This is a genomic window from Streptomyces spinoverrucosus, assembly GCF_006539505.1.
Taxonomy (GTDB): domain Bacteria; phylum Actinomycetota; class Actinomycetes; order Streptomycetales; family Streptomycetaceae; genus Streptomyces; species Streptomyces spinoverrucosus.
On sequence record NZ_BJND01000062.1, the window covers coordinates 1 to 16,804 of the forward strand.

At 70.1% G+C, this 16,804-nt stretch carries 19 protein-coding genes; 6 read left to right on the forward strand and 13 right to left on the reverse strand.

The features are described 5' to 3' along the window. Positions 1 to 35: 35 nt before the first annotated feature. Positions 36 to 518: a GNAT family N-acetyltransferase gene (locus SSP24_RS33055; RefSeq protein WP_174864765.1), complete on the reverse strand. Its 483-nt coding sequence runs from the start codon at positions 516 to 518 to the stop codon at positions 36 to 38. 115 nt (positions 519 to 633) lie between these two features. Here SSP24_RS33055 and SSP24_RS33060 point away from each other — a divergent pair, with 115 nt between their 5' ends. Beyond that, on the forward strand, positions 634 to 1,305 hold the full coding sequence (locus SSP24_RS33060; RefSeq protein ID WP_141313659.1) for a hypothetical protein: 672 nt from the start codon (positions 634 to 636) through the stop codon (positions 1,303 to 1,305). A gap of 5 nt (positions 1,306 to 1,310) precedes the next feature. Then, positions 1,311 to 1,793: a hypothetical protein gene (locus SSP24_RS33065; protein ID WP_141313660.1), complete on the forward strand. Its 483-nt coding sequence runs from the start codon at positions 1,311 to 1,313 to the stop codon at positions 1,791 to 1,793. 6 nt (positions 1,794 to 1,799) lie between these two features. Here SSP24_RS33065 and SSP24_RS33070 read toward each other — a convergent pair whose 3' ends face one another. Next, positions 1,800 to 2,204: a DnaJ family domain-containing protein gene (locus SSP24_RS33070; RefSeq protein WP_141313661.1), complete on the reverse strand. Its 405-nt coding sequence runs from the start codon at positions 2,202 to 2,204 to the stop codon at positions 1,800 to 1,802. Between the two features lie 98 nt (positions 2,205 to 2,302). Here SSP24_RS33070 and SSP24_RS33075 point away from each other — a divergent pair, with 98 nt between their 5' ends. Beyond that, entirely contained in the window at positions 2,303 to 2,695 is a 393-nt protein-coding gene (locus tag SSP24_RS33075) for an FHA domain-containing protein (RefSeq protein ID WP_141313662.1), read from the forward strand. A gap of 6 nt (positions 2,696 to 2,701) precedes the next feature. On the opposite strand, the gene SSP24_RS33080 is transcribed toward SSP24_RS33075, so the two are convergent. The 7 genes from SSP24_RS33080 to proP all read right to left on the reverse strand — a co-directional run bounded on the left by SSP24_RS33080 (position 2,702) and on the right by proP (position 9,436). Continuing rightward, entirely contained in the window at positions 2,702 to 3,373 is a 672-nt protein-coding gene (locus tag SSP24_RS33080; protein ID WP_141313663.1) for an O-methyltransferase, read from the reverse strand. A 108-nt stretch (positions 3,374 to 3,481) separates the two neighbouring features. Next, a complete protein-coding gene (locus SSP24_RS33085) occupies positions 3,482 to 4,210 on the reverse strand; it encodes an SDR family oxidoreductase (protein ID WP_141313664.1) in 729 nt (242 codons plus the stop codon). Between the two features lie 26 nt (positions 4,211 to 4,236). Beyond that, positions 4,237 to 5,187: a hypothetical protein gene (locus SSP24_RS33090; protein ID WP_141313665.1), complete on the reverse strand. Its 951-nt coding sequence runs from the start codon at positions 5,185 to 5,187 to the stop codon at positions 4,237 to 4,239. Continuing rightward, the gene (locus tag SSP24_RS33095; RefSeq protein ID WP_141313666.1) at positions 5,184 to 5,669 is read right to left on the reverse strand and encodes a hypothetical protein; all 486 of its coding nucleotides are present in this window, start codon (positions 5,667 to 5,669) and stop codon (positions 5,184 to 5,186) included. Before SSP24_RS33095 ends, SSP24_RS33090 begins: the two co-directional genes overlap by 4 nt. Positions 5,670 to 5,672: 3 nt before the next feature. Next, a complete protein-coding gene (locus tag SSP24_RS33100; RefSeq protein ID WP_141313667.1) occupies positions 5,673 to 6,896 on the reverse strand; it encodes a macrolide family glycosyltransferase in 1,224 nt (407 codons plus the stop codon). Next, the gene (locus SSP24_RS33105) at positions 6,893 to 7,801 is read right to left on the reverse strand and encodes a patatin-like phospholipase family protein (protein WP_141313668.1); all 909 of its coding nucleotides are present in this window, start codon (positions 7,799 to 7,801) and stop codon (positions 6,893 to 6,895) included. Before SSP24_RS33105 ends, SSP24_RS33100 begins: the two co-directional genes overlap by 4 nt. A gap of 240 nt (positions 7,802 to 8,041) precedes the next feature. Beyond that, positions 8,042 to 9,436, reverse strand: a complete 1,395-nt coding sequence (gene proP / locus SSP24_RS33110; protein WP_141313669.1) for a glycine betaine/L-proline transporter ProP — start codon at positions 9,434 to 9,436, stop codon at positions 8,042 to 8,044. A gap of 346 nt (positions 9,437 to 9,782) precedes the next feature. On the opposite strand from proP, the gene SSP24_RS33115 reads away from it, so the two are divergent. Beyond that, positions 9,783 to 11,819, forward strand: coding sequence for a bifunctional glycosyltransferase 87/phosphatase PAP2 family protein (locus SSP24_RS33115; protein ID WP_167529768.1), 2,037 nt, complete (start codon positions 9,783 to 9,785; stop codon positions 11,817 to 11,819). A gap of 30 nt (positions 11,820 to 11,849) precedes the next feature. On the opposite strand, the gene SSP24_RS33120 is transcribed toward SSP24_RS33115, so the two are convergent. The 3 genes from SSP24_RS33120 to SSP24_RS33130 form a co-directional block, all read right to left on the reverse strand. Continuing rightward, positions 11,850 to 13,001: an RICIN domain-containing protein gene (locus SSP24_RS33120; protein WP_176605071.1), complete on the reverse strand. Its 1,152-nt coding sequence runs from the start codon at positions 12,999 to 13,001 to the stop codon at positions 11,850 to 11,852. Positions 13,002 to 13,093: 92 nt separating this feature from the next. Further along, positions 13,094 to 13,594, reverse strand: a complete 501-nt coding sequence (locus SSP24_RS33125; RefSeq protein WP_229865157.1) for a hypothetical protein — start codon at positions 13,592 to 13,594, stop codon at positions 13,094 to 13,096. 267 nt (positions 13,595 to 13,861) lie between these two features. Further along, the gene (locus SSP24_RS33130) at positions 13,862 to 14,290 is read right to left on the reverse strand and encodes an ATP-binding protein (protein ID WP_229865160.1); all 429 of its coding nucleotides are present in this window, start codon (positions 14,288 to 14,290) and stop codon (positions 13,862 to 13,864) included. A 92-nt stretch (positions 14,291 to 14,382) separates the two neighbouring features. On the opposite strand from SSP24_RS33130, the gene SSP24_RS33135 reads away from it, so the two are divergent. Both SSP24_RS33135 and SSP24_RS33140 read left to right on the forward strand, forming a co-directional pair. Further along, the gene (locus SSP24_RS33135) at positions 14,383 to 15,231 is read left to right on the forward strand and encodes a helix-turn-helix domain-containing protein (RefSeq protein WP_141313671.1); all 849 of its coding nucleotides are present in this window, start codon (positions 14,383 to 14,385) and stop codon (positions 15,229 to 15,231) included. Beyond that, positions 15,191 to 15,469 carry a DUF397 domain-containing protein gene (locus SSP24_RS33140; protein WP_141313672.1) on the forward strand — a complete coding sequence of 93 codons (279 nt, stop codon included), beginning with the start codon at positions 15,191 to 15,193 and terminating at the stop codon, positions 15,467 to 15,469. Before SSP24_RS33135 ends, SSP24_RS33140 begins: the two co-directional genes overlap by 41 nt. On the opposite strand, the gene SSP24_RS33145 is transcribed toward SSP24_RS33140, so the two are convergent. Next, positions 15,453 to 16,622 (reverse strand): steroid 3-ketoacyl-CoA thiolase, encoded by a 1,170-nt coding sequence (locus tag SSP24_RS33145; RefSeq protein WP_141313673.1) that lies wholly within the window; start codon positions 16,620 to 16,622, stop codon positions 15,453 to 15,455. The two genes, SSP24_RS33140 and SSP24_RS33145, sit on opposite strands and share 17 nt — an antisense overlap. Positions 16,623 to 16,804: the final 182 nt, after the last annotated feature.

A 16,804-nucleotide genomic window follows, 5' to 3' on the forward strand; every position in this document is an offset into this window, starting at 1 on the left:
CCCGCCGTGGGCGACTGCGGGTGCGTGGGGCTGTCTCAGGTGAGCCGCTTGCTGAACCAGTGCTCGGCGTACGGGTCCGTGTTGTGCGGCTGCGTTTCCTCGTAGCCGAGGCGTGCGTAGAGGGCCCGGGCCTCCACCAGGTCGCTCCTGGTGTCCAGGATCATTCGGGTGGCGCCCAGGGTGCGGGCGGCCTGCTCTGCGGCGGTGACGAGGTGGGTTGCTCCGCCCTTGCCGCGCAGGTGGGGTAGGAGGAACACGCGGGTGAGTTCGGTGGTGGTCGGGTCGGGGGTGCGGCGTATGCCTGCGGTGCCTGCCGGGGTGCCGTTGTGCCGGGCGAGGAGGAGCAGGCTGAGGTCCTTGCCCGTGTTGGCGGTGATCTCCCGTTCCAGTTCGGCCGGGTCGGTCGTACGGCCCTGGTGGAGGAGGTACCAGCGGTCGCTCACCTCCGTGTAGTACGACCGCCAGAGCGCGACGGCGTCGGGGGAGTCGACGGGTTCCGGGGTGATCGTCCAGGTCATGGGCGGCATTGTCGGGCATGGGGGTGGGCGTCGTTTGGGTGGGGGCGTGTGGGCAACCCGGTCAGCGGACCGGCTCGGCGATGGGTCGGTCGGGTCGAGAACCCGGAAGGCATTCATGTCCACTGGCTGGATCATTGCTCTGATCGTGATTGTGGCGGCGGTCGCCCTCATCGTGGCCGCCCTGACCCTGCGCGGCCGTGGCGCCGGCGGCGGACGGGACCTGAGGCGGCGCTTCGGACCCGAGTACGACCGGGCCGTGTCCCGGCACGACGGGGATGCCAGGGCTGCCGAACGTGAGCTCGCCGAGCGCGTGGAGCGGCACGGCAAGCTGCGCGAGCGGCCGCTCGAACCGGCGCAGCGTGAGCGGTTCGAGGCCCGCTGGACGGCCGCCCAGGAGCGGTTCGTCGAAGCGCCGCAGGACGCCGTGACCGAGGCGGACCAGCTGCTGGCCGAGCTGGCCGCCGTACGGGGTTTCCCGGACGGCGGGCAGTACGAGGAGCAGCTCGCCGCGCTGTCGGTGCACCACGCGGACCACGTGCACGGCTACCGGCACGTCCACCGCATCGCCCGCGCGCGGGTGAGCGGCGCACCCGAGGGGCGCACCGCCACCGAGGAGATGCGCGAGGCCATGGTCGAGGCCCGTGCCCTGTTCGACGACCTGCTGCGTCCGACGCGCGACGACGACCAGGGGCGTCCGCCCGCCGAACGGACCAGGACACCGGCCCACGCGCGCCCCGGCCGCCTGCATCTGCCGTGGGCCTTCGGGCGCCATGCGAAGGGGAGTTGAGGCACATGACCGACGTGACACGGCCCATGGGTGGCGAGCCGCCCGAGCAGGGGCGCGAGGATCTCATCGGGCGTGAGGCGGTGCCGGGGGCGACTGGTGAGGCGGGGGTCGGTGGGGCTGAGGGGGCTTCTGAGGCGCAGGAGACTCCTGGGGCGCCGACTGCGACGAGGGCCCCGGCCGACCCCTCCGCCCCGACCTCCCGTATGGCCCCGCTGCTGCCCCGCGAAGAGACCGACAAGTTCGAGCTGCGGATGCAGCAGGCGGTGTCCTCGTTCGTGGACGGTCCGCGGGCCGCCATCGAGGAGGCGGACCATGTGATGGAGGAGATCGCGAACCGGTTCACGGACGCCGTGACCCAGCGCCGTCGTACCCTGCGCAGGTCCTGGGAGGCGACCGACGAGGCCACCCCCGCCACCTCCGACACCGAGCAACTCCGCCTCGCTCTGCGGGACTACCGTGAGCTGGCCGACCGGCTGCTGCGCCACTGACCGTGGCTACTCGGCCCGGCCCTCCCGCCACCGCCGTACGACATCCTCGACGTCGTAGGGCTTCAGACCGAGCGGGGGGCCGGGCGGCGGCTTGAACATGACGTCACGGATCTTGACGTTGATGTCCTCGACGATCTTCCGCACGAGCCGCTCCGACGGCGCCCGCATCGCGGCGAGCAGCGCGTCCTCGGCCTCCTTGCGCAGGGCGAGGGTGGGCGGCAGGACCGAGATGCCCTCTCGGGCCAACTTCCGCTTGATCCACCACTGTTCGTCGTAGCTCTCCTCGATGTCCTTCGGCAGTGGCTTGCCGGCGCCCGGCAGATGGGCGAAGTCGCCGCGCGCCTCCGCATCACGGATCTGCTTGTCCGTCCAGGACTCGAAGCTGACGCCCGGTGGCTTTCGCTCGGTCATGAGGCCATTGTGCCGGACGCCGCCACGCCGGGCGATTTATCATGCGGCGGCGGCAGGCCAACCGGACTGCCGGACAAGGACATTGCAAGGGAGCGCACGTGCTCGAACTGACCATGGCCTCCGTCTCCGGGACGGAAGCGGGCGCCACGGCCGGCATGCTCATGGCCGACGCGCCCAGCGAGCCGGGGACGGTGCTGCGGGTGGGCCGGGACAAGACCGTGTGCCGGCTCGTGACGCCCGAGGACTGGCTGTTCGTCTCGCGGGTGCACCTGGAGTTCCTGTGCGGGCCGGACGGCGGCTGGCAGGTGACCTGGCTGCGCGGCTCGCAGCCGGACCCGTCCTCCGAGGTCCGGCTGATGTCAGGCGAGTACGCCCAGCCGCTCGCGTACGGCGGTACGGTGCCGCTGCCCAGAGGCGGCAACGGCGAGATAGTCATCCAGGACCGCACCGGGCCGCGCAGCGTGAACGTGGGCTACTACCACGAGGCCTGAGCGGCGTCACCCGAGGACGCGGGCCAGCGCGAAGCCGTCGTAGCCCTTGCTGCCCACCGTCTGGATCGCGGTGCCGGTGAGCCTGGGGTGGGAGCCGATGAGTTCGATGGCGGCCCGCGTGCCCTGGACGTCGGGAGCGGAACTGTCCGTCTCGGCGACGCGGCCGCCGCGGACGACGTTGTCGACGACGATCAGGCTGCCCGCGCGCGTGAGTTTCAGCGCCCACTCCACGTAGTGGGCGTTGTTGGCCTTGTCGGCGTCGATGAAGACCAGGTCGAAGGGCGGCGGATTCTCGTCGGCGAGCTGCGGCAGCGACTCCAGGGCGGGGCCTACACGCACCTCGACGATCTTGTCGAGGCCCGCGCGGGCGATGTTGCGCGTGGCGACCTCGGCGTGCTTCGGGCTGTACTCCAGCGAGATCAGGCGGCCGTCGGCCGGGAGGGCGCGGCCCATCCAGATGGTGCTGTAGCCGCCGAGCGTGCCGAGCTCCAGGATGTTCCGCGCCCCCTGCACCTGGGCCAGAAGCTGGAGGAACTTGCCCTGGGTCGCCGTGACGTTGACCGGCGGCAGCTCGGCCGCCTCGCTGTCGCGCAGGGCGGCCCGGAGGACCTCGTCGTCGCGGGAGAGGTGGGTGGTGAAGTACTCGTCGACGGCGTCCCAGATCTGCGACTCACTCATGCGGTCTGCCTCTCCTATCCCCGATCACACGACGGGTCTCATCGTCCCACGCCGGTCCCGCCGGGAGGGCGGCACGCCGTGACTGCGTACCGCCCGCGGAGGGGTGGGTCAGGAGAGCCAGTCGGCGTAGCGGGTGGGAGCCAGGTGAGCGTTCTTGTCGGTGAGGACGTCGCCCTTGACGGCGGCGAACGTGCCCGCGGTGGGGTCGGTGACGACGGTGCGGTGGTCGCCCTTGCGGGACAGAGTGATCCGGCCCAGCTCGTCCAGGGCGAAGATCTCGGGGCCGCCGATGTTGCGAATGCCGTTCAGCGGGGCGCCCACGGCGACCTCCGCCACCGCGTCGGCCACGTCGTTGGCGGCGATCGGCTGGATCGGCGTGGCGGGCAGCCGGACGGTGTTGTCGTCGGCGGTCCAGGACATGACCGCGTCGATGAACTCCATGAACTGCGTCGCCCGGACGATCGAGTAGGGGATCGGCCCGGACGCGAGGAGCTGCTCCTGGAGCGCCTTGGCCCGGTAGTAGTCCAGCTCCGGCACCTGGTCCACACCGACGATCGAGAGGAGGACGAAGTGGCCGACGCCGGCCTTGTGGGCCGCGGCCAGCAGGTTGTCCATCGAGGTCTGGAAGAAGTCCAGGGACGCTTCGTCGAAGGTCGGGGAGTTCGTCAGGTTGACGACGACGTCGGCGCCCGCCACCGCCTCGTCCAGTCCCTCGCCGCTGATGATGTCGACTCCGGTGGACGGCGAGTGCGGTACCGCTTGGTGCCCGGCGGCGTTCAGCTTCCCGACGACCTGCGAGCCGATCAGCCCGGTACCGCCCATGACTGCGATCTTCATGATGTGCCTTTCGTTCGGAATACGGCTTATTCGGAATGTGGCGGCAACGGGCTCTCCGTCGCGGCGGTCTCGCTGTGGTGGGCGCGGATGAGCCCGATGACGGTGTCGGCGGTGCGGTCGAGGTGGCTGCGGCCGTCGGGCAGCCGAGCCGTCGGGCTGATGTAGCTGCCGGGCCCGACATGGGTGGCCGGGTCGAGCCGATGGACGGTGATCTTCCCGGCGCGGCGGGCCCGGTTCCATCCGCTCCCGCGGAACAGCGGCCAGCGCTGAGGGAAGATCCAGGTGCCGACCCGCTCGATCCGGTCGCCCGCACTGGTCAGCCGATGCAGGTGCTCGGCACGGGTGATGTCGTTGGCGCCGTTGTGGAACCCGCCCAGCGTGATCAGCAGGAGCGGGGAGCGCAGCCGGGTGTGCAGTTCGTCGACCGCGCCGGTGGCAACCTGAGCGCCGCCGCTGTAGCTCAGCAGCACCACGGGGACACCGCTGCCGGGCTGGTAGCCGGCGAGCCGGAGCTGAGTGGCGATCTGGGAGCCGACGGCCCGGTTGTACAGGGGCCGGTAGCGGTGGTCGGCGGCGACGAAGATCTGCATGACGTTGTGCAGGAACAGCAGCAGCCCGATGCGCCGGCGCAGCCACGCCCAAACCGGCCGGTCGGCGAGCGGCTCGGCCAGTGGCGAGTAGGGCTGCACCTGACCCAGCAACCGCAGCTCCGGCGCCCCGGCGAGCAGGGCCTTGACCAGCTGCCCGCCGTCCCGGCTGTCGCGGACCCGGCGTTTGCCGATGCCGTCCAGGTAGACCAGGTAGGCAGCCGGGGGACGGTCGGGAGCCGCGCCCCGGGCGTAGGGCAGGCCCCCCGGGAGTTCGGTGACGGGGGCCCGCCAGCCCGCGCCGTAGGCCAGCACCTCGTAGCGTGCCAGCAGAGCCTCGGCGATCAGAGCAAGCCCGAGCCCGCCGCCCCAGAACAGGAAATCGTTCATGCCGTCGACTCCCGCCCCTCGGTCGCGCTGATCCGCACGACCAGACGCCGAACGGCCTCCACGGCGACACCGAGCCCCGCGCCGGCGACGGCCACGCAAGCCGCGGCGCCCCACCAGCCCAGCCCGGTCGCCGCGGCGAGCGGGCCGGCCAGACCCGCGCCGACCCCCACGAAGAGCAACAGGTGAAGAAGGGGCCCGAGCAACGGGAACGCGAGGACGGCGGCGAGCACGAGCGGGGCGACCAGGTCCGGTGTCCACGCCAACCCGGCGCCCGGCGGCTCGGAGGACAGCACCAGCTCGGCCAGGGTCCACGCGGTCAGCGGCCACAGCGTGAACACGGCAGCCTCGACGAGGCCACCGGCCACCAGCAACCCGGCCACCACAGGCCGCGACATGCCGGGCCGGCGCACGGCCAGCGGCACGATGCGCCCCGCGGCCTCCGACACCCCGGCGAGCAGCAGCAGGAAGACGACGAGTGACATCACTCAGCCCCGCTGTGACGGATCGACGGGAGCGGACTGACCGACCGACCCGGCCGCATGCAGATACCGCTCGAGTTCGTCGGCGGCGCGCCGGTGTCCACCCGCCTCGTGCTGGGCAACCCGCAGGGTGGCCGCGGCTGCCCGGAACCGGGCGCTGTGGAGCAGGCGCCCGGCGAGAGCGCGCACGGAGCCCTTGGTGACGTCCTCGGTACGAATGGACAGGCCGGCGCCGAGCTCCACGATGCGACGGGCCACCATCGGCTGGTCGGCACCCTGCGGGACCACCAGCATCGGAACCCCGGCGTACATGGCCTCATTGACGCTGTTCATCCCGCCGTGGGTGACGAACAGCGCCGCACGGGCCAGCACCTCCGGTTGCGGGACGAAACGGCGCGCGAGCACATGCGCCGGCAACGGACCCAACGCGGCGGGATCGGTCTGCCCGGTGGAGACGATCACCGAGCCGCCCAGTGAGGCGAGCCCGGTGGCGAAAGTGCGCAGCAGCCTCGGGTCGGCGTTGAACACCGTGCCCAGCGACGCGTACAGCACGGGGTCCCGCAGCCGATCGGCCGGAAACGACGGGTCGTCGGGGCGGGCGCCGATGCTCGGGCCGACGAACCGGTAGGACTGGTCGAATTCCTCCACGGCGGGCTGGAAAGCCCGCGAGGTGTAGACCAGATTGAGCGGTTGGCGGATGTTCCCCAAGTCGACCCAGGGCAGCCCACTCGCGTCGAACCGGCGCCGCAGCTCCCACCGGGACCGCAGGTAGCCCTGGACACCGCGTGGTCGAGCCAGCGCCGCGGCCAGCAGGTCCCACGAGCCGCGGGTTGGGCTGGGCACGTGCCGGTTGAACGCGAACGTGGTGAACGACGCCGCCGCCGGCACCCTGAGTTGGCGCGCGGCGACCGCCCCCCACGGACAGGCGTTGTCGTGAACGATCAGATCGGGCCGGATACGACGCAGATCGGCGAGCACCGCGGGCAGCAAGCGAACGGCGGTGCCCGCCAGCCCCTCGATCAGCGAGACCGGCGTCGGCGGATCGGGGAGCGGCTGCTCGCCCCCGGCGTAGAGGCACACCGTCGCGCCGACGGCCTCGATCTCCTCACGGAACGCGGGCGAGGTGTGGTACGTGACGGAGTGACCGCGCCGGACCAGCTCGGCCACCACCGGCAGCGTCGGGTTGACGCGCCCGTGCATGGCGATGTTGAGGAACGCGACGGTACTCACCGGGCAGCCCCCGAAGCGGAGGAAGCCGATGGCTCGCCCGGCCCGGCCGGCACCGCCGGGGCGTTCTCGAGCCGATACAGGCCCGGCCCACTGACACGCAGCCCGTCGAGAAAGCGTCCTGCCGTGCGGGACGCGGTGCTGATCAGTCGTCGGGTATGGCCGAAGTCCCACGGGGCGGGCCACGTGTCGACGCCGGTCGGCAGCACGACGGTCGGGATGTGCTGGGACACTTCGTGCAGGTCGCGCTCGATCTGATGGTGCAACAACAGCTGCCCGGCCCTGGCGGCGATCGCGCCGGCCCGTCGGCGCGGGACGGTGGGGCTCAAGGGCGAGCTCTCCGGCCCGGTCGCCACGACCACCACGCTGGCCGCGCCGGCCTGCCGGGCCGCCAGTACCGGGACATAGGCGATCACCCCGCCGTCGACGAGCGTCCTGCCCTCGCGATCCACCGGGGGCAGGATCCCGGGAATGGCCGCGCTGGCCAGCAGTGCGGACTCCAGGTCTCCGTGGTCGAGCAGCGCCGCGGCGCCGGTGCCCAGGTCCATGGCGACCGCGGTGAACGGAACGGCCAGCTCCTCGATCCGCGACGGCAGCCCGGACCGGGCGATCAGTCGCCGCAGGCCGCGATCGGTGAAGATGCTGGCCCGTGAGGACAGATAGCCGAGCGGATACACCTCACGGCGACGCAACTGCGTCCACACGTGATCCAGCCACGGCGCGGCCCTGTCGGGGTGGGCGGCCGCGATGGCCCCGTTGAGGGCGCCCACCGAGGTGCCGATGATCATGTCCGGGACGAATCCGCGCTCCTCCAGCGCATACCCGACACCGACATGCGCCGCGCCGAGTACGCCACCGGCGCCCACCACCACGGCCACGGGGCGGGGCAGGGCGTCCAAGGCCATCATGATCCACCTTTGTGCACATGAGGGAGGAACGTGGCTGTCTCCCCACAAACCAGCATGGACTCATCCGGCGGTGACAGCACCTCCGCACCTCTTCGTTTCACTCACGATAGTATCACTCAATACCTTCTCACGTTAGACCACCTGTACGGAGTGCCTCGCCGCATGAAAAAGCGCGCCCGCGCGGCACACAACTGCCGCGCGGGCGCGCTTACGCCTCACCCTCGGGATGGGCAAACCGGCTCAACCGCCGGAGGCAGCCGCACCCGCCGACACCGAAGGCGCAGACCCCGGCAACGGACGCCCCGCCGACTCGGCCATGAACCACACCGCCACACCACCGATCACGGCCGCGGCCATCATGTAGTACGCGGGCATCATCATGTTCCCGGTCGCGCCGATCAGCGCCGTCACCACCAGCGGAGTCGTACCGCCGAACAGCGACACCGAGACGTTGAAGCCGATGGACAGCGAGCCGTAGCGGACCCGGGTCGGGAACAGCGCGGGAAGAGCCGACGGCATCGCGGCGGTGAAACAGACCAGCAGCAGACCCAGCGCACCCATGCCCAGCGCGACCGCGGCGAGGCTGCCCTCGCGGATCAGCAGCAGGGCCGGGATGGAGAGGAACAGAAAGCCCGCGCACCCGAACGCGATCACCGGACGGCGCCCGACGCGGTCGGTCAGCGCACCCGTGAACGGCTGGGCGATCATCATCAGGGCCATCACGGCCAGCACGACCAGCAGGCCGTGCGTCTCGTCGTAGTGCAGCTCACTCGTGAGGTAGCTCGGCATGTACGACAGCAGCATGTAGTCGGTGACGTTGAAGACCAGCACCAGGCCCACGCACAGCAGCAGCGCCTTCCACTGACCCGTGATCATCTCGCGCAGCGGCACCTTCGGCCGCGCCGTCTCCGCCTTCTCGACCTCCGCCGCGAAGGCAGGGGTCTCCTCCAGCCGCATCCGCAGGTACAGGCCGATGATGCCCATCGGGCCCGCGATCAGGAACGGAATCCGCCAGCCCCAGGACAGCAGATCGTCGGAGGACAGCAGCGCGGTCATCAGCGTGACCAGGCCCGCACCGCCGATGTAACCCGCGAGCGTGCCGAACTCAAGCCAGCTGCCGAGGAAGCCACGCCGCTTGTCGGGCGCGTACTCGGCGATGAAGGTGGCGGCACCCGCGTACTCACCGCCGGTCGAGAAGCCCTGCACCAGACGCGCCGCCAGCAGCAGGATCGGCGCGCCGACGCCGATCGCGGCGTACGACGGGATCAGGCCGATCGCGAACGTGCCGATCGCCATCATGATCATCGTCAGGGCGAGGACCTTCTGGCGGCCGATCCGGTCGCCCAGCGGGCCGAAGACCATGCCGCCCAGCGGGCGGACCAGGAAGGCCGCGGCGAAGGCGCCGAACGTGGACAGCAGCTGCGCCGTCGGGTTGCCGGAGGGGAAGAAGACCTTGCCGAGCGTCACCGCGATGTAGCTGTAGACACCGAAGTCGAACCACTCCATGGCGTTGCCGAGCGCGGCCGCCTTCACGGCGCGCTTGACCAGGGCGGGGTCGGTGACGGTGACGTCCTTGACCGGCGGACGGGTGGGGACGGGGAACGGATTCGGGGCGGCGACAGTGGCAGTCGACAAGACTTCGCTCGCCTACCTTTCGACGGGGACAGGGACGGACCCGCGCGGCAGCGTCGGCGGCAGGCCGAAAAATGACGATAGGGGGTTCTGTCCTGATTACGCAGGGTGGCCATTTCGGTGCATTAAGCACCTAAATGCGCCCTGTCCAGGCCTGTCGAAGGGCGCCCGACCGCCTGTTCCGGAACCGCCTTGTGATCTATCTCGCCCCCGCCCGAGGCAACCCGACCCCCTGGCGACTATCGTCTTCCGGACAAAAGGAGGGGGGACGTCAGGTGAAGCGGGGGTTGCCTGCGTCTTCCCCACGTGCGCGGCACGTGGGACGAACGGGGCGGGAGGCCGACGCGGCGTGGCGAATGCGGAGCACAGCGGGAGACCGGTGGGAGTCCTCGGAGCGACGGTCGGCGCACGCCTGCGCGCCGCGCGCCTGGCCCTGTGGGTGGTCGCCGCCATCCTCGGCGTACGGCAGATCGCCGTCGTCCTCAGCACCCCCCGGGGTGAGCGGCTGACCGACCTGGAGACCTGGGTCGGTCCGGGCGGCGTCCTGCACGTCGAGGGCTCGCTCTACGACTCCACCCGCTTCACCGGCACCCCCTTCGGCGGCCTGGTCCTCAAACCCCTGACCCGGTCCGCCGAGCAGGCGCTCGGCTGGGGCTGGACGTTCGGCACACTGCTGCTGGTCGTCGTCCTCGGCCTGGTCGCCGCCCGCGCCCTCCCGCACCCCATAAGCCGCCGTACGTCCCTCGTCGCCGCGCCCGTCGCGATCTGCCTGCTGATGCTGTCGCTGCCGGTGCGCAACGCGTTCTGGCTCGGCCAGACCAGCATCATCCCGGTGCTGCTGGTCCTCCTCGGCTGCTTCGCCGTGCGCGGCGAGCGGGCCGGCGGCGCGCTGATCGGTGTCGCCGCCGCCTTCCAGCCGACGGTGCTGCTCTTCGCCCCGCTGCTGTGGTTCACGGGGCGCAAGAAGGCCGCCGCCTCCCTGGGCGTCACGTTCGCCTCGTGCACGGCGCTCGCCTGGGCGGCGATGCCACAGGACTCGTACACCTACTGGGTGCACCACCTGGCCGGCGTCGGCCTCGGCGGCCGGGCCGACGACCTCGCCAACCAGTCCCTGCACGGCGCGCTGCTCCGGCTGGGCCTGTCCGGCCCGCTGGAGATCGTCCTCTTCCTGACCCTGGGCGCGGCGGTCGCCACCCTGGGCCTGCGCCGGGCCGTCCGCTACGCCCGCGACGGCCAGCTCCTGCTCGCCGTCGCCGTCACCGGCTGTGCCGCGATCGTCGTCGCGCCGACGGCCTGGCAGCACCAGCTGCTGTGGGTGCTCCTCGCGGTGGTCGGCCGGGTCGGCAGGCGCGCCTCCGACCGCATGGTGTGGCCGGTGGCCGTCGTCCTGGTCATGACGCTCCCGGCGAAGATGCTGCTGCCGAACATGGCCGCGCTGCACCCCCTGCGCGACAACGTCGTCCTGCTCGCCGCGATCGCCGCCGCCACGGCCGTACCGTTCCTGTCGCGCACCTCGCCCTACTACCGTGCACCGATCCCCACGGACTACGCCCCACCGGTCCCCGCCCGCTGGAAGCACATACCGCTCCTGCCCTTCCTGCGCCGGGTCCTCGGCCGCCCGAACCTCCTCCTGGAGCTGCTCCTCATACGCGTCACCTACGCCGCGTACTCCAAGGTCCGGCTGGCGGCGACCGGCGGCACGATCTCCGGCGGCCGGGAACGGGCTGAGGCGCACGGCGAGCAGATCCTCTCCCTGGAGCGGGTGCTCCACCTCGACATCGAGCACACGCTCAACCACGCCATAGTGAAGGTCGACTGGCTCCGCCAGTTCTTCGACTTCTACTACACGTCGTTCCACTTCACGATCCCGCTGACCGTCCTCGCCGTCCTGTACTGGCGCCGCCCGGTCGACTACCGCTGGGCCCGCTCGACGCTGGGCCTGACCACCCTGCTGGCCCTGATCGGCTTCTGGCTCTACCCCCTCGCCCCGCCCCGCCTGATGCCGGACCTCGGCATCATCGACACGGTCCACGGCGTCCAGGACTTCTCCCAGCCGGACTACGGCACCCTGACCGCCCTCACCAACCAGTACGCGGCGATGCCCTCACTGCACTTCGGCTGGTCCCTGTGGTGCGGCGTCGTGATCGCGATCGTCGCGCCCAAGGGATGGATGAAGGCACTGGGCCTGCTGCACCCGACCCTCACGGTGACCGCGATCGTCGTCACCGGCAACCACTGGGTGCTCGACGCGGTGGGCGGTGCACTGGTGGTGGGCGCGGGCTTCGGGCTGGCGTATGTGTTCCAGGGGCCGCGGGCGCGGGCGGTGACGGCGGCCGCGGCCAGTGCGGAACGGGAACCGGAGCCCACGGCCGGGAAGATCGGGTGACCGTGGGCTCCGGTTGTGGCGCTCAGGGTGTTACCAGGTCCACCTCTGGTCGTTGTTCGTCGAGCAGGTCCACTGAACGGCCGCAGTACCGATGGCGGGGTTGGCCTGAGGGATGGCGAGACACTTGTCGCTGTTCAGGTTCCGCAGTCGGCCGATGCTGTCGTTGATCCAGATCTGGTCGTTGCTGCCGGAGCAGGTCCATTGAATGGCCTGGGTACCGTTGTCCAGGCCGGCCTGGGGGATGGCGAGACACCTGTTGCTGTTCTGGTTCCGGACGCGGTAACGGTCGCCGTTTCCGCCCGCGACCTTCTCCAGGTGCCACTGCTGTTCGCTGTTGCCGGTGCAGGTCCACTGCATCAGCTTGGTGCCGTTGTCCAGGCTGGCCTGGGGGACGGCCAGGCACTTCCCGGTCGCCTTGTTGGTGAGGGTGTGGGGGGCGGTGACGGCGGTGGTGACCCAGGCGGCCAGGTCGTCGGCGCGGGAGGCGATCGCGCCGGTTCGGGTCTCCTCGGAGCCGAAGCATCCGCCTTGCCAGGAACGGCTGCTGACGGCGACAAGCTCATCGCCGGAGGTGCCGGCACGGACCACCGGACCGCCCGCGTCACCCTTGCAGATCGCGGCGCCGTCCTGGCCGTCGATGTCCAACTCCAGGCCGCGGGTGCCGGTGACGGTGAACGCCCCGGTGTGCAGCCGGTTGGGCACCCACTCGGTCTTTGTACGGCCGTAGCCTCCGGCGGTCAGTGCCTCGCCGTTGGTGGGGGCCGTGGCGCTGAGGGCGACGGGAGTGACATTCGAGACCGGCGCGGACAGCCTCGCCAGGACCAGATCCCGATCGGTCCGGGGGATCAGTTCCACGATGTCGCGCACCTGGCCGGACGTCGTCGTGAGGTCGGTGCGTCCCACGGTGACCTTTGCGGGGAGAGACGGCGCGCCCGCGGGGACCGATGCGTACTGCGCGGGGTCGTCGACGAAGCAGCTCGCCGCCGTGACCACCCACCGCGCCTCGATGAGGGCGCCGGTGCAGGCACGGTCCGTGGCACCTATCTCGATCTTCGCGACGTAAGCCTTCTCCCCGTCACCGGCCGAGTCACCCACGATCGCCTGGGCCGGACTGGCAACGAGCGTTCCCGCCGCGACCAGCACACCGGCGACCCACGCCCCGTATCTCGTTGTCCTTCTCACGTTGCTCCCCACATCGCGGCTCGCCGACCGCTTGTTCATGTTGTTCATGCAATGGCCCACTGATGCCCTTGCTGGGCGTATCACTTGGTGTGTCACTTGGTGGCGCGGATCTCCACGAGCATGTGCTCGCGCCCGTCCGGATCGGCGCTTTCCCCCACCGGCGTCCACGTGTTCTGGCCGACCTCGAAGGTCTTCCGCTCGTCGTCGACGGTCATCGCGACCTCGGTCTGGTAGTCATTGCCCCGGACGGCGTAGACGGAGGGGATCTCCAGGGTCAGCCAGCCGGAGTTGCCCGTGACGTTGAAGCAGACCTTTTCCCGGCTGCGGGCCCAGACCTCGAGCTGGCCGGTGTCGCTCACACAGTCGGCGAGCAGGATGTGGCCGTCGCCGCGCTTGAGGGTGATGCCCTGCTCGGCCAGGATCCTGTCGGCGCCGGGGTAGTTGAAGTCCTCCACCGCGTAGCCGGGGGCTTCGTCGGCGACCGCGCGGACCGCCGGCCCGTCCGCGCCGCCGGAACCGCCGGCCGTGAGGGCCAGCACCATGGCACCGGCCGCGGCCAGCCCCGTGGCCAGCACTCGAGAAATCAATCTCATAGGTGTCCCGTTTCGTGTGTCCGTGAATCAGAAAAGAGCACGCGGAAATACACCAGGCGCGCACCATCGCATTTGCGTGTGCCGCACCTGGCGACTGGCGACTCGAGAAGGTCAATTCATCTGGATGTCAGGATTCCGACACCGCGCATTCACCTTGGTCAACTCCCCCCGTACCGAACCAAGTTGTCGCCCTGAAATCCGGATCGACAGGCCTATTGCTATCACCGGAAACAACTCGCACAGAAGTTCACCCTGCGGTGACGGGCGTCACAACGCGGAGGCGGCCTCGCATTCGAACCAGACCGTCTTGCCGCCGTCCGCCCTCGGCTCCACGCCCCACTTGTCCGCCACCGCGTCCAGCAGCACCAGTCCGCGGCCGTTCTCCGCGTCCGGGGACAAGGTGGCGGAGGGCGTGGGCAGTTGGGGCGAGCCGTCCGACACCTCCACACGGGCGCCCGTCTTCTGACGCAGGAGCAGCAGGGTGCAGCGGCGGTCCGGGACATGGCGTACTACGTTGGCGACCAGCTCCGTCACGCCGAGTTCCACCGCGTCGGTCAGGTCCGGCATCTCCCACTCCGCCAGGAGCGAGCGGACGATGCTGCGGATGTGCCGCGCCGAGTGCTCGCCCACGGTCAGGCTCATGCGGTACTGGACGGGGCGCGGGGCCAAGTAGGCCGGGGGAAAGTATTCGTTCACGCTACGAGGCTGGCCAGCCGCGACTACTCTGGGCAACGGAATGGATACAACCCGTCCCGCTGTGGGCGGAGTTGCGTGAGAGGGGACCGTGCGTGACCCACATCAACGTCCTCGACCCGGGTGCCTCGCCTCTGGACTACTACGGCTACGAGCTGCGGCGACACCGGGAAGCGGCGGGACTGACACAGCGGCAGCTCGGGGAGATCATCAACTACACCGGTTCGCTGATCGGGCAGATCGAGACGGCGCGGAAGTTGCCGACGCCGGAGTTCAGCGAGCGGGTGGACGCGGCCCTGGGTACGGGCGGCTTGCTGTCCCGCCTCATGGAGCTTGTGCTGCGCAGCCAACTTCCGGCCTGGTTTCAGCAGACGGCGGAACTCCAGGCGCGGGCAACGGAGATCTGTTGCTTCGAAATGAACCTCGTGCACGGCCTGCTTCAAGCCAGGGGGTACGCACGTGCCGTTCTCGGCGTGCTGAACCAGACCGACCTCGACGACCGCACCGCCGTACGACTCGCCCGCCAGCGCATCTTCGAGAAGTCCGAGCCGCCGGTCTTCTGGCTGATCATCAGCGAGGCTGTGCTTTATCAGGAGATCGGCGGACCCGAGGCCATGCGCGAGCAACTCACACACCTGTTGTCCTTCGAGGGCAACCCCCGCGCCAACATCCAGGTGCTGCCGTTCTCGGCTGGCGCTCATGCAGGGCTGCAAGGCTCGTTCGACATCTACCGCTTTCCGAGCGACCCGACCATCGTCTACACCGAGGGTTACGGCAGCGGGCACCCGACCGCCAATCCGGACACCGTCAAAGACTGCTCGCTCCGTTACGATCATCTTCAAGCCGCCGCGCTCTCCCTCACGGACTCGGCGGAGCTGATCCGGCGCGTAATGGAGGAACGCTATGGCGAGCAACGCGATTCCGACGTGGGTCCAGTGGCGTAAGTCCAGCTACAGCAGCGACCAGGGCGGCAACTGCGTCGAGTGCGCGTCTGTCGGTCTGGCGTGGCGCAAGTCGACGTACAGCGGTGATCAGGGCGGCAACTGCATAGAGGTCGCTGAAGCCCCCTGCGCCACCATCGCCATCCGCGACTCAAAGACCCCGACCGGCCCCATGCTCACCGTCGACCCCGCCGCCTTCACCACCTTCGTCTCCTGGTCGGCGGCTACAGTCGCTGGATGATCGTGCCGGTGGCCAAGCCGCCACCCGCACACATCGTCACCAGCGCGAACTCCTTGTCCGCTCGCTCCAGTTCATGCAGCGCCGTCGTGATGAGCCGGGCACCCGTCGCTCCGACCGGGTGCCCGAGCGCGATCGCACCGCCGTTGACGTTGACCTTCTCCAGGTCCTGTTCGAAGACCTGCGCCCAGCTCAACACCACTGACGCGAACGCCTCGTTGATCTCGACGATGTCGATGTCCTTCAGTGACATCCCCGCCTTGCCCAGTACGGCGCGCGTGGCGTCGATCGGACCGTCGAGGTGGAAGTGCGGGTCGGCGCCGACCAGCGCCTGCGCGACAATCCGTGCCCTCGGCTTCAGCTTCAGGGCGCGAGCCATGCGCTTCGAGGCCCACATGATCGCCGCGGCGCCGTCCGAGATCTGCGACGAGTTGCCCGCCGTATGCACGGCCGTCGGCATGATCGGCTTCAGGCCCGACAGTGCCTCCATCGACGTATCGCGCAGACCCTCGTCGCGGTCGACGAGCCGCCACATGCCCTGCCCGGCGTGCTGCTCCTCCTCCGTGGTGGGGACCTGTACGGCGAAGGTCTCGCGCTTGAAGCGTTCCTCGGACCAGGCGTTGGCGGCGCGCTGCTGGGAGAGCAGGCCGAGGGTGTCGACGTTCTCGCGGGTCAGGCCGCGGTGGCGGGCGATGCGTTCCGCGGCCTCGAACTGGTTCGGGAGGTCGACGTTCCACTCGTCGGGGAACGGCTTTCCGGGGCCGTGCTTCGAGCCCGACCCGAGCGGTACGCGGGACATGGACTCGACGCCGCAGGAGATGCCGACGTCGATGACGCCCGCCGCGATGAGGTTGGCGGTCATGTGGGAGGCCTGCTGCGAGGAACCGCACTGGCAGTCGACCGTCGTCGCCGCCGTCTCGTAGGGCAGGCCCATGGTCAGCCAGGCCGTGCGTGCGGGGTTCATGGACTGCTCGCCGGCGTGCGTGACCGTGCCGCCGACGATCTGTTCGACGCAGTCGGCGGGGATGCCGGTACGGCCGAGGAGTTCGCGGTACGTCTCGCCCAGCAGGTAGGCGGGGTGCAGATTGGCGAGCGCGCCGCCGCGCTTGCCGATGGGGGTGCGGACGGCTTCGACGATGACGGGTTCGGCGGCCATGAGGCAGTCCTCTCGTCCAGAACCAGGACCAGCAGGAACCAGCGGGAACCAGCAGGAACCAGCAGGAACTGGCGGAGCCGGGGGAGAGCTGGTTGGGAACTAGTACGTGTTCTAGTTCTCTGTGCAGTCTGCTGACGTGACGTCCGTCACCGCAAGGGTCTTGCAGTCTTCGGTGTCCGCCG